This is a genomic window from Flavobacterium defluvii, from assembly GCF_900129555.1.
Taxonomy (GTDB): Bacteria; Bacteroidota; Bacteroidia; order Flavobacteriales; family Flavobacteriaceae; genus Flavobacterium; species Flavobacterium defluvii.
This window is the reverse complement of record NZ_FQWC01000010.1, coordinates 48,027-60,375: the sequence shown is the minus strand read 5'-3', so window position 1 is coordinate 60,375 and position 12,349 is coordinate 48,027. Positions and strand designations below refer to the sequence as shown.

The 12,349-nt window shown below is 33.3% G+C and carries 13 protein-coding genes, 1 tRNA gene and 1 pseudogene; 7 read left to right on the top strand and 8 right to left on the bottom strand.

Annotated elements, in window-relative coordinates; genetic code table 11:
* Positions 1-60 precede the first annotated feature (60 nt).
* From BUC29_RS18605 to BUC29_RS18575, 8 genes are all read right to left on the bottom strand, one after another.
* The gene (locus BUC29_RS18605) at positions 61-1,347 is read right to left on the bottom strand and encodes a Glu/Leu/Phe/Val family dehydrogenase (protein ID WP_244160850.1); all 1,287 of its coding nucleotides are present in this window, start codon (positions 1,345-1,347) and stop codon (positions 61-63) included.
* A gap of 442 nt (positions 1,348-1,789) precedes the next feature.
* Positions 1,790-2,641, bottom strand: a complete 852-nt coding sequence (locus BUC29_RS18600) for a DMT family transporter (protein ID WP_073417685.1) — start codon at positions 2,639-2,641, stop codon at positions 1,790-1,792.
* Between the two features lie 160 nt (positions 2,642-2,801).
* Positions 2,802-4,265: an AAA family ATPase gene (locus BUC29_RS18595; RefSeq protein ID WP_073417795.1), complete on the bottom strand. Its 1,464-nt coding sequence runs from the start codon at positions 4,263-4,265 to the stop codon at positions 2,802-2,804.
* Between the two features lie 161 nt (positions 4,266-4,426).
* Positions 4,427-5,545: a vWA domain-containing protein gene (locus BUC29_RS18590; protein WP_073417684.1), complete on the bottom strand. Its 1,119-nt coding sequence runs from the start codon at positions 5,543-5,545 to the stop codon at positions 4,427-4,429.
* A gap of 106 nt (positions 5,546-5,651) precedes the next feature.
* On the bottom strand, positions 5,652-6,032 hold the full coding sequence (locus BUC29_RS18585) for a YchJ family protein (protein ID WP_073417683.1): 381 nt from the start codon (positions 6,030-6,032) through the stop codon (positions 5,652-5,654).
* The gene (locus BUC29_RS18580; RefSeq protein ID WP_073417793.1) at positions 6,019-6,255 is read right to left on the bottom strand and encodes a hypothetical protein; all 237 of its coding nucleotides are present in this window, start codon (positions 6,253-6,255) and stop codon (positions 6,019-6,021) included. The genes BUC29_RS18585 and BUC29_RS18580 overlap by 14 nt, the downstream gene beginning before the upstream one ends.
* 113 nt (positions 6,256-6,368) lie before the next feature.
* Positions 6,369-6,509 (bottom strand): hypothetical protein, encoded by a 141-nt coding sequence (locus BUC29_RS21585; protein ID WP_165608798.1) that lies wholly within the window; start codon positions 6,507-6,509, stop codon positions 6,369-6,371.
* Positions 6,509-7,051: a hypothetical protein gene (locus BUC29_RS18575; RefSeq protein ID WP_073417682.1), complete on the bottom strand. Its 543-nt coding sequence runs from the start codon at positions 7,049-7,051 to the stop codon at positions 6,509-6,511. Before BUC29_RS18575 ends, BUC29_RS21585 begins: the two co-directional genes overlap by 1 nt.
* Before the next feature lie 86 nt (positions 7,052-7,137).
* On the opposite strand from BUC29_RS18575, the gene BUC29_RS18570 reads away from it, so the two are divergent.
* The 7 genes and pseudogenes from BUC29_RS18570 to BUC29_RS18545 all read left to right on the top strand — a co-directional run bounded on the left by BUC29_RS18570 (position 7,138) and on the right by BUC29_RS18545 (position 12,327).
* On the top strand, positions 7,138-7,383 hold the full coding sequence (locus tag BUC29_RS18570; RefSeq protein WP_073417681.1) for a hypothetical protein: 246 nt from the start codon (positions 7,138-7,140) through the stop codon (positions 7,381-7,383).
* Positions 7,384-7,716: 333 nt separating this feature from the next.
* Positions 7,717-8,157 (top strand): KTSC domain-containing protein, encoded by a 441-nt coding sequence (locus tag BUC29_RS18565; protein ID WP_073417680.1) that lies wholly within the window; start codon positions 7,717-7,719, stop codon positions 8,155-8,157.
* Positions 8,158-8,416: 259 nt separating this feature from the next.
* Entirely contained in the window at positions 8,417-9,178 is a 762-nt protein-coding gene (locus BUC29_RS18560; RefSeq protein WP_084538681.1) for a DUF4369 domain-containing protein, read from the top strand.
* A gap of 18 nt (positions 9,179-9,196) precedes the next feature.
* Positions 9,197-9,583, top strand: a pseudogene (locus tag BUC29_RS21280) (peroxiredoxin family protein); the annotation flags it as partial.
* A gap of 186 nt (positions 9,584-9,769) precedes the next feature.
* Positions 9,770-9,850: transfer RNA gene (locus BUC29_RS18555), tRNA-Tyr, on the top strand.
* A gap of 816 nt (positions 9,851-10,666) precedes the next feature.
* Positions 10,667-11,695 (top strand): hypothetical protein, encoded by a 1,029-nt coding sequence (locus tag BUC29_RS18550; RefSeq protein ID WP_073417679.1) that lies wholly within the window; start codon positions 10,667-10,669, stop codon positions 11,693-11,695.
* A gap of 47 nt (positions 11,696-11,742) precedes the next feature.
* Entirely contained in the window at positions 11,743-12,327 is a 585-nt protein-coding gene (locus tag BUC29_RS18545) for a porin family protein (RefSeq protein ID WP_167369548.1), read from the top strand.
* The last annotated feature ends 22 nt before the right edge of the window (positions 12,328-12,349 follow it).

The following is a 12,349-nucleotide window of genomic DNA, read 5'->3' as shown; positions in this document are numbered from 1 at the left end:
TTCATCAGTCAAAAAACGTATTTAACTGATGAAAATTATCTGATTTTTATTTTAAAAAATTTAATTCTGCTTAAATTTTGGAGCCTCTAAAGCTACTTCTTTAACAGATTGTGTTTCAGCTACTTTTTTCAGCGCAATTATGTAAGCCGCAATTCTCGGACTTACGTCGTATTTTGCTGAAACTCTAAATACCGTTTCAAAACCTTTTTCTAAAATGTCTTCTAAACGTTTATTTATTTGATGAATTCTCCAGGATTCCAAAAGTGAATTTTGAAGCCATTCAAAATAAGAAACCGTAACTCCGCCGGCATTTGCTAAAATATCCGGAACCACTAATACATTTTTACCTTGCAAAATTTCATCAGCATCAGAAGAAACAGGTCCGTTTGCCGCTTCAATGATTATTTTAGCACGAACATCATTTGCATTTTTCTTTGTAATAACATCTTCTTTTGCAGCCGGAATCAAAACATCAACATCTAAAAACAATAATTCTTCATGTTTTATAGCTACTGAATTTGGATATCCTTTTATCGTTTTATTATTAAGATTATAATATAATATCAATTCCGGAATATTGATTCCATCCGGATTGAAAAACGCTTCCGAAACATCACTTACCGCAACTATCTTAACTCCTTTTTCATATAAAAACAAAGCCGAATGCAAACCAACATTTCCAAATCCCTGAATCGCAGCAGTTGATCTTGCCGGTCTGATTTTTAATTTTTCAAGCGCCAGCAAAGTAATAATGCTTACACCTCTTCCGGTTGCTTCTACTCTTCCAAGCGAACCTCCGGAATGCAAATGTTTTCCGGTTACTACGGCGTGAATTGTTTTTCCGTGAACTAATGAAAATTCATCCATCAGCCAGCCCATTTCGTCTGGTCCAGTTCCCATATCCGGAGCGGGAACATCTTTTTCCGGACCAAAAATATCGGCTAAAGCTTTTGTATATGCTCTTGTAATTCTTTCTAATTCTGTTTTAGAAAGCGTTTTTGGATCGCAAATAATGCCGCCCTTTGCACCTCCAAACGGAATTCCTGTTACGGCAGATTTCCATGTCATCCAGGCTGCCAGTGCTTTTACCTCATCGAGATTAACGGCATTGTCATAACGAATTCCTCCTTTTGACGGACCTAAAGCCGTATTGTGAATTACTCTGTATCCTTCAAAATTCTGCTCGCTTCCATTATCTAATGTTATAGAAAAATTTACCACAATTTGTTTTTCCGGACGCTGCAGCTTTTGTCTAATAGACTCATCTAATTTTAAAATATCGGCTGCTATATTAAACCTGTCAATCATAGATTGAAAGGGATTCTGTTTTATAATTTCTGCACTCATAGTATTTATTTTTAATTTTTTGGATTATCAATTTGGGTTTAATAAAATGTTTTGTTCTAAATAAAATCAACAGCAGCACATGCAACACGGAATTTTGGTCTGGCAGCAATGCATCATCGTATGTATGTTTCTATTTGATCTCATTTTATTTTTATTTTAATGGTTCCTAAAAAAAGCCTTTCATGGTGCATGAAAGGCTAAAAAAAAATAACTAACAAGTACTTTCTCTATTAACGCCATTTCATCGCACGGGTCGACATGCAGCACATCGTCAAACTGCACATAAACGGGATGATATTTTGGACATAGTTTTTCATTGTTATTGCAAATCTATAAAATATTATTTATAAATTCTATAGAATTAGTCGAGTTTATTTTATAAAAATATAAAATTAACATTAAATCCATTGTAAATTAATGATTTAAGAGATTAAAAAAAACACTAAAATTGTGATTTTACGATAAAAACAATAGCGATTAGAGCTAAAATCAGTCCTAAAATATTAATTTTAGATAGTTTTTCTTTGAAGAAAAGTAGTCCAACAAGACTTCCTAAAACAATCACACCCATGTTCATTCCTGCAAAAACAGTTGATGGATTTTCGGCGAAAGCCTTATGTGCCTTTAAATAAAATAATATATTTCCGAAGTTGAAAATCCCGACTAAACCTCCAAAAAGGATATTTTTATAATTGAGTTGGACTTTTTTAATGGCAGCATCATAAACCACAATAAGCAAAGAAACTGCCAATGAAATATCAAAAACGATAAACAAAGAAGTTGTATAAGGCAAAGCAGTAAAAAGTGCAATTTGCTTAAAAAGAATATCGATAATCCCGAAACCTAAAAAAACTGCTGCGGGATACATCCATTTGTTTTGATCGTTTCCTGATTGTTTTTTTAAGATGAATAAAAGTGCTATAAATCCTATTATCAATCCGATAACTTTATATGAATTGAATTCTTCTTTGAAAATCAGCCAAGCTGCAATTATCGGAATAAACAGAGACAAACGCTGTGCAGCATCTGTTTTTACAATTCCCATGTGTTTTATTGAAGTAAATAAAAACAGAAAAACGATTGGCAGTAAAATACCAACTGCAGTATAAATATTCCAGGGCGCATCGGCATGAACTACATTTAAATCCGGGCTAAAGGTAAAATAGCAAAGTAATATTGCCATTATATAATTAAAAGCTATAATCTGAATTGGATTTGCATTGTATTTACGGGTTATTTTGAAGATTACACCAACCGTAACACTGCACAAAATGCTTAGAATAAGAAATAACATAGAATTAAATTTTGTTTACAAAATTAGTTTTTTATAATATCTGGTTTGCTATAAATCTTTGTCAAAGTTTTAAACTTTGACAAAGATCGACAAACAATGATTATAAAGAAACCCGACAGGTTTTTAAAACCTGTCGGGTTTCTTTATAATCATTAAGAATTTACAATTTACTAATATAACTTCCGTACATATCCTTGAACTGATGTCCCTGTGCAAAACGGTCTTTGCTTAGTTTTTTATATTCAACCAAAGCCCACAGTACAAACTCTTTTACAAAATATTGATCCTTTTTGTCTAATTGCGGCTGGTATTTTTTTACTAAAATATCCAAAGGCGTTACTTCGTCTAAAATAGCCTGATACTCTGCATCAGTGGCATCGTCTAATAATTCAAAGCCGCTTTCTGCAAAAAACCATTCGATCAAATCAGAATAAGGCGTTTTTTCTCCTGGTTTTTCTAATTTTTCAATCTTAGGAAAATAGTTTGGAAACAAAGTCCTGATAGCTGAACCTATTAAATGCTGTGCCACAACAGCTGCTCCCTCCTGCTCTCCTTCATAAACTAATTCTACTTTTCCTGTAATGGCCGGAATAATTCCCATAAAATCAGATAAACGAAGATTTGTTTTGTCAACTCCGGATTTTAAAGCACGACGTTCTGCAGAACTTATTAAATTCTCAAAAGCCGTAATACTCATTCTGGCACTTACCCCACTTTTGTTATCTATGTATTCGCTTTCGCGAGCTTCAAAACTAATTTGCTCTAAAATATCTCTGGCTAGACTTGGTACATAAACGACATCACTTTGGTTTTCGTCCAGTTTTGCTTCCTGCTGTGTAATGGTTCTTGCAATTTCAACTGTTTCAGGATAATGTGTTAAAATCTGCGAACCAATTCTGTCTTTTAGAGGTGTTACTATACTTCCTCTGTTTGTATAATCTTCCGGATTTGCAGTAAAAATAAACTGCATATCAAGCGGCATTCTCAATTTGAATCCGCGAATTTGAATGTCGCCTTCCTGCAGAATATTAAATAAAGCAACCTGAATTCTGGCCTGTAAATCTGGTAATTCGTTAATTACAAAAATACTTCTGTTCGCTCTCGGAATCATTCCAAAATGAATCACGCGGTCATCAGCATACGATAATTTTAAATTTGCAGCTTTAATTGGGTCAACATCTCCAATTAAATCGGCTACGGTTACATCTGGTGTTGCTAATTTTTCGAAGAAACGTTCGTTTCTGTGTAACCATGAAATTTGAGTTTCATCGCCTTTTTCTTCGATTAAATCTTTTGCAAAACGTGAAATTGGATTTAACGGATCATCATTAATTTCTGAACCCGCTACAAACGGAATATATTCGTCTAACAATTCTACCATTTTGCGCGCCAAACGTGTTTTTGCCTGTCCGCGAAGACCTAATAAATTGATATTATGACGAGAAAGAATTGCACGTTCCAGTTCTGGAATTACCGTATTTTCGAATCCGTGAACACCTTCAAAAACCGGTTTTCCTGATTTTATTTTCTCACGAAGATTGTTACGCAATTCGTCCTTAATACTTATGCTCTTATATCCTGCAGCTTTTAACTGCCCTAATGTTTTTATATTGTTTATTTCCATTTTTATTGAAATATCGATTTTATTATTGTTTTTTAATGACAAATATTGTGTCATTGCTGTGTGTAGACGCACTGCGGTGTGTCTCTACGATATGCGTTGTGTGTAAATTATCTATTAAAAATCTTTGTCCCTTTGAACCTTTGCCACTTTGAACCTAAAAATTAACGAACCCTTTTCTTCCTATTCGTTTCATAATCTTCAAAAATCATTTCGCCAAGGCCTTTTAATCCGGTATAAAATGCTTTTCCCTGATTGGCTTCTGTAAAATGATTCACAAAACGCTGCAAATACGGATCGTTTGCAATCATAAAAGTCGTAATGGGAATGTGTAATTTTCTGGCTTGTTGTGCCTGTGTATAGCATTTATCTACAATATATTCGTCGAGACCATTACTGTTCATATAGTACGAACCATCACGCTCACGCACACAGCTTGGTTTTCCGTCGGTAATCATGAAAATCTGTTTGTTCGTATTTCGTTTTCGGCGTAAAATATCCATCGCCAATTGTAGTCCTGCAACTGTATTAGTGTGATATGGACCAACTTGCAGATACGGCAGATCTTTAATTGGGATTGTCCAGGCATCATTTCCGAAAACCAAAATATCGAGCGTATCTTTTGGATAGCGGGTTGTGATTAATTCAGCCAAAGCCATTGCCACTTTTTTAGCAGGCGTGATTCGGTCTTCTCCATACAAAATCATACTGTGGCTAATGTCGATCATCAAAACGGTACTCATTTGTGCTTTGTACTGCGTTTCTTCGACAATTAAATCATTTTCAGTCAGCATGAAACTCTCAACACCGTTATTAATTTGAGCATTTCGGAGACTTTCGGTCAGTGAAATACGTTCTAAACCATCACCAAAATTAAACTCGCGAAATTCTCCTGTATGTTCGTCTCCATTTCCGGCATGTTTTGTTTTGTGATTTCCGTTTGCGGAACGTTTTAAATTTCCAAAAATCTGATCTAAAGCCTGCTGACGAATCGCACGTTCTGTTTTAGCTGTAATTCCAAAACCGTTCGTTCCGTCTTCTTTGACTTCGTCTTTTATATAACCTTTCTTTTTTAAATCTTCGATAAAATCATCGATTGTGTAGTTCTCATCGGTCAGTTTATATTCTACATCTAACTCTCTAAGCCAGCTTATCGCTTCATCAAAATCGCCCGAAGTATGGGTGATTAACTCTTTGAAAATACCAAAAAGTTTTTCAAACGGAGACTGAAAAGGAGCTTCGTACGACTTAAAATAAAAACCTTTTTTAAATTCGTTTTTCATAATTTTAAAATTAAGATTTTTTAGAATTATGAAAATAGAAACGTTTATTAATTTTTAGTTAAAATATTTAACCAAAATTCACAACTAACAGTGTTAGATATAATAATTATTCAAACTTTCCATCGACATAAAACCATGCATTATTTTCAAATTTAAAAGTCGAAAATTCGTAATGTACCTGCGGTTTTTGGTTAGAATCTAAAAAATACGCTTTAAACTCAACGGAGTTTTCTGTAAAGCTTAAAATTTCTAATTTCTGCCATTTATTTGCCGCTGCCCATTTTAGAATTTCAGCTTTTGAGTAATACTTTCTTTCTGAAATATAAGTCGTTTCTAAAAGATAATCAACATTATGAGTCGCATAAGCCGAATATCTCGAACGCATTAGAGCTAAAGCTGACGGCGCTTTTTGTCTTTTTTCGAGATACAATCCGCAGCAATTATCAAATAATAATCCTGTATCGCAAAAACATTTATGCGTCGCCATCTACTTGTTCCTCACCATTAATTTTTACATGAAACTGATTTAGTAAAACCTGATATCTGCTTATTTCTCTCAACTCTTCATCTTCTTCAGCAAAGTCTAGCATTTCATCTAAAGTTTCGCTTACTTCAAGTAATTTATTATTGGCTTGTCTATCATTTTTTGCAGCGATCAAATCAATGATTTCCTGAACACTGGCTTTTAAAGTTTCAAATTTACTATTCATTGTTTTTTTTGTTTCAAGTTTCAAGTTTCAAGTTTCAGGTTTCAGGTTTCAGGTTTCAGGTTTCGTTCCAATAACTTGAAACTTAAAACATAAAACTTGAAACTATATTTTTATTACTCTTTATTTTCGTTGAATTTCTTCACAATTTCTTTCAGCTTTTCTTTCCGTGAAACTTCTGCTTGCTTTTTCTTGGCCTGGGCTTTGTGCAATTTGTCATTGTGAATTTTAATGTTTTTTTCGTTATTGCGTCCCATTATATTTCTCTTTTAATTTCTTCTAAACTTTTCTCGGTAAAAATCAATTCGTTGATAATCTGCTTTCTTAAATCTGCAATATCATCATAATCAAAATATTTTGCCCAGGAAGTTAATTGCTGCAAATTTCGAACTTGTTTTAAGCGCTTCGTGGTTTCAAAACTGGTTCTTAAAATCGCTTTTCCGTCATAATTGGGATTATTTTTATGCTGATAATTGGCAAGATTTTTTTCGAAATCGGCTTCGATATAATAAAGTTTTTCTTCGGCATTATCAGGATAAAATTCATTCCAGGCTGCAAAACCAATTTTTGTTTTTGATTCTGTTTCAGGTTCACGCGCAATTAAGCGCCATTTACTATTTGCCAGTCGTCCCCAATGGTTCGATACGCGGTACATTCCGGTTTCAGTATAATAATAAGAACTTCCTGCTTTGCTTTCGAATTGTTTTTTTAAACCTTCAATTTCATTTGGAAGTACTTCATTAAAAACACAAAAGGTATTCTTGAAAGAATTTGGATGTGGCTTAAAATTTTTCTGCATACTGCAAATATACTCAGATTGTCGCGAACTCCCCAAAACAAACCTAAATTGATTAACTTTGCTGCTTCAATTTAAAACAAAAAATTATGTCTAAAGATTCACAAGGAAAAATGCCCCAAAAAGGAGTTTACACGGGAATTATCGAAAAAGATGAAAACAACAATTATTTCTGTGGTGAATATCTTTTAGATTATAAAATCGCTCATACAAATTTTAATATTGGTGACTGGATTACAATTAAATCTGTAATTGAAAACCCAAGTGATATGAGTTACGATAAATATCCAAAGAAATCCAAAAATTTTGATAAAGCGAATCGCAAACCTGAATAATTTTTGTTTCAGGTTTAATGTTTCAAGTTTAAATATGGATAATTAACCGCAAAGTACGCTAAGATTTATCTCAGTATTGGATGGTTTTTATAAATATATCTAAAGTTCGCAAAGCTTGCAGCGATACAGCCTGCGAACTTTGCGTTTTATAACACAATTTGATTAAACAACTCTTAGCGTACTTTGCGGTTAATTAGCAATAATTCATAATTCTAATTATTTTTTCGATCAAAAGTAAAAAGTTAAAAAAAAGTGTACCTTTGCAAAAAATTTGTCGATTTGAACTAAAAAAGTGCCATTTCAAACTAATAGACAAGTAGTTACCTTTTATTTATGAAAAAAATAGTTGAATACCGTAAATTACTAAACGTAGACAAAACTGCAGAGTTAAAAGATTTAAAAACAATTTATCGTAATGCGATGAAAGAATCTCATCCAGATAAATTCGTAGGAGATGAAGCTGGTCTAAAAGCTGCAGAAGAAAAAAGTAAAACGATCATTGAGGCTTACCACTTTTTAGTAAGCATTCACCCTGATACTATCAAACTTAATTTACCTGAATACACAGAAACAATAACAACTTGTACTATTACAGACTATAAATTTGTAGATGGTCGTTTGATTATTGATTTTTCTAACGGAAGTGTTTACGAATACATTAGCGTTCCTAAAGCGACTTACGTGAAAATGGTAAATGCAGATTCTCCTGGAAGATTTGCAAAAAGACACATTTTAAACTCTTTTACCTGGAGAAAGAAAACAAATCAAGAATAAATTTGTTCAAAAAATATTTCAAAAGCACTCTTATTACAGAGTGCTTTTTTTATGTCTTACTATTAAAAAAGTTCTATATTAGCTTTATAAACAAAAAGATAATAAGAGTTTTAAATCAAATTAATGCTTCAAAACACTTGATTACTGGGCTATTAGACATAAAAAAACTATAACAAAATTTTAGGTTACAAAATTCTATATGTTCTATAATTTTAGATACTTTTGTTGCACAAATCAATTAACTAATTAATTTTTTATAATGAAAAAAATACTTTTTTTACTTACAGCTTCTGCAGCTATCATTTCTTGCAGCAAAGTTAAAGACGGAGAATACCTAATTACAGGTACTGCAAAAGGAATTGAAAACGGAAAAACGATCATTCTTCAAGGTCAGGATCCAACTACAAGAATGGCTGTTGCGCTTGATACAGTAAAAGTTGAAAATGGAAAATTTGAAATAAAAGGAAAAGTTACTGAACCAGCTTTTCATACATTAATCCTTCAGGGTGCAAACCAACCATTCCCTTTTATATTAGAAACGGGAGAAATTAATATCGAAATTGACAAAGACAGTATCCACAAATCTAAAGTTTCCGGAACTTACAATAATGATGAGTATTCAAAATTCAATGAAGATATCACAAAAACTCAAAAAAGCTTAGTTGATTTCCAGAAAAAGAATACTACAAAGATGCAGGAAGCTCAAAAAGCACAAGATACTGCAACTATCAATGGTTTGATGAAACAATACATGGAAATTCAAACAGAAGTACAAGCTAACAGCAAAAAGAAATATTTAGCTTATGCTGAAAGTCATCCAAAATCTTATATCTCTGTATTAATTATTCAAGGTATGATTAATGACCCAAGCAATGATATTAAAAAGACAGAAAGTATATTCAACTCTTTAGATGAGTCTTTAAAAAATACAACTCCTGGTAAAGAAATCAAAAACAGACTAGGTCAAGCAAAAATGCCTGCGGTTGGTGCATCAGCTCCTCCTGTTGGCAGCGCTAAATGAAGAGCAGATTTCTCTGCCCCAAACCCGCAGGGAAAAGTAGTTTCGCTTAAAGAAAGTTTAGGTAAAGTTACTATCGTTGATTTCTGGGCTTCATGGTGCGGACCATGCCGAAAAGAAAATCCAAATGTGGTAGCTATCTATAAAGAGTTACATTCAAAAGGATTAAATATTGTTGGAGTGTCTTTGGATAAAGATGCCGAACACTGGAAAGAAGCTATCGCTGCAGACGGTTTAACCTGGACACATGTTTCAAACCTAAAATTCTGGGATGAGCCAATTGCAAAACAATATAATGTTGAATCTATTCCTGCAACTTTTATTCTTGATGCTTCAGGAAAAGTGGTAGCACAAGACTTAAGAGGTCCGGAATTGAGAGCAAAAATTATTGAACTGCTAGCAAAATAATCCTACATTTTAAAATAAGTTAAAAAAATCTCCCTAGTGGAGATTTTTTATTTTATTCAATTCCAATGGATTAAAAAATAACTTTAAAATAACTTAAAATTAAGTTCTTTTTTTGTTTGCAAATGTAGAAAACGTTGCTATCTTTGCAACCGCTTAGAACAACAAAGCGCAACAACGCTGAGATCTGGGGAGATACTCAAGCGGCCAACGAGGGCAGACTGTAAATCTGCTGTGAAAACTTCGCAGGTTCGAATCCTGCTCTCCCCACAGAGGGTTAAAGAACAAAAAACAAAAGTTTTTTCATTCTTTTAAAAAGCCCAAAACAAATGTGGTAAAACCTGCAAATCCTAGGATTTGCAGGTTTTTTTTAATCCTGCTTTTCATATTTTTTAAAACCACACAAAATTAAAGGTGCAAAATCGGTGCACTTTCCGGCGCATAGAAAAGTGCACCAGAAACAGCAAAAATCCCTCATATTATAGGGGTTAACGAGATTAACGACTGGATTTGGCAGTGATATTATTCTACATTTATTAATTTAAAAAGTAGGATTATGTTGGAAAGCAGTTTTGGGATTCTTTTTAAAAAGACCCAGAATAGAAAGTAGAGAATGGATTGTGTATTTCAGAATAACAGTTGACGGTATCCGCAGGGAAAGTTCAACTAAGAGAAGATGGGATAATACGCGATGGGATCAAAGGTTCGAAAGAGCGGTCGCTCGAGTTCAATTATTGTCTAAAAGCGACACCGATTAAAAAAACAACTCCCAGCACATTACAGGCGATGCACTAATGGAGCTTAATATTTGAAGCTCTTATTTTTATTTTCTCATGTTCATTTTTTTCAAAACCACATTCGGATACTACTATTAACTGCGGTCCCAGTGAGGATTTCTGTTTGAAATATTTACAATGACTTGATTAATTGACTGCAACAATATTTAAAACTTTCTCTTTTTTTTATCTAAAATCCTGCTGCAATCATTTCTATTGGGACTTTTTTCAATTTATATAAAGAAATCATATTGTTAATTTGCTAATTTTTTTTAGTTTAGCGACAAAAAATTTAACATTTTTTTATGTCATGATTAATCAAATAAATAGTATGAAATTTCTCAAAATTATATTTTTAATCGTTTTATTTTTTCAAAATCTTCTTTCTTTTTCTCAAACAGAGAATGAAATGGAGGCTATTGCTAAATATCAATTAGGTGAAGAGGCCTATAGCAACAACGAATACGACAAAGCTCTTGCTTATTTGGAACAAGCCAAGACCATTATTGGCAGCAAGCCTAAATTGTTATATTTAGAAATTATGGTGGAAATGGACAAGGGATTTAGCAGCTCAGACCGGGTTAAACATATTTTAAAAAAAATAGAGGCTTTTGAAAAATCATCTGGAATCGATAGCTACTCGCAGGATAAGAAAATGGCAGTTGCCAAAAATAAGATCCTGCTAAAAGAGAAATTAAATGATATGATGCTTGAGGAACAGAAACTCGCAGCGCAAAAACAAGAACTTGAAGACAATATTAAAAAAGGGAAAGCAAATTTTGAAAGGTTTACAATAGACGATCTTCCTATGGGGCAAACAATAGAAGAGTTTCAAAAGCAATATCCAAATATTCTGCCTGAGAATTACAAAATGTCAAAGACAAAATGGGAATCAGGCACTGAGGCTGATCTTATCTATGCCTGTCATTCTAAAAGCATTGGTTTTGAGAACAAAGAAAATTTTCTATTGCCTTACAATTCTTCTACAGGTGCTCCTATCTATGACACCACTATTCATTTAGTACTAGTGAAAAACGGCAGAGTTGTTGGATTTCAGAAAACGATTTTTTACTACAACAGCAAAGGGCAAGGTACCTTAACTTTCTCAGAAGCTACTGCGGAGGTCACCAAATACGTAGAAAAATTCAAGGCTGATTTTGAATCATATGGCAACAAATCAACCGATGCAATACCTTATTATGATTACCAAAATCAATGGAGCTGGGCTATTTCAGATACTAAAGGAGTCCATTTGTACAGTGACAATTACGTAGACGAAAAAAACCAAAAAAGATGGAAGAGCTCCCTTACACTGAGAGTATTCAAAGACTATAAATAAATTTAAAAACAATTATGATTATGATGAAAAAACTACTTTTAGCCGCTATGTTGACGGTTTCGACATTTGCATTTTCACAAGGAGAACTTTTTGGCACCATCGGAATGACTAAATTCAGCGAAAAAGACAACGGACAGAAATTTGAGGACCACAAAGGCACATTATCAGGTAAACTTGGGTTTACATTCTGGATACCTTTTGAAGACGCAAGATTTTCAATCAATCCAGGAATAACTTATGGAAACATGGGAACGAAATTTAAGGACTCAAATGATGATACTACTGTAACACTCGGATATGTAAGCGTTCCTGTTGATTTTGTGTACAAAATCAAGCCGATCGGAAGCACTTTCTTTTTCTCTGGAGGCGGTTACTATGGCTACCTTACTTCAGCTGAAACGCAATATGGAGAGTTAAAGATAAACGATGGTGATTATTCATACAAAAGAAGTGATTATGGTGTTAATGTAGGAGCTGGATACTTTTTTGGAAACGGCATCACATTGCGTCTAACCTATTCACAAGGTCTTGCTAATATTATGAATTATCCAACTGGTGTTGATGATAGCCACATAAAAAATTCAAATTTTGGATTATCAGTCGGTTATATACTATTCAAAAAGAGAATCTAATAGAATTCTTAAAAATCAATAC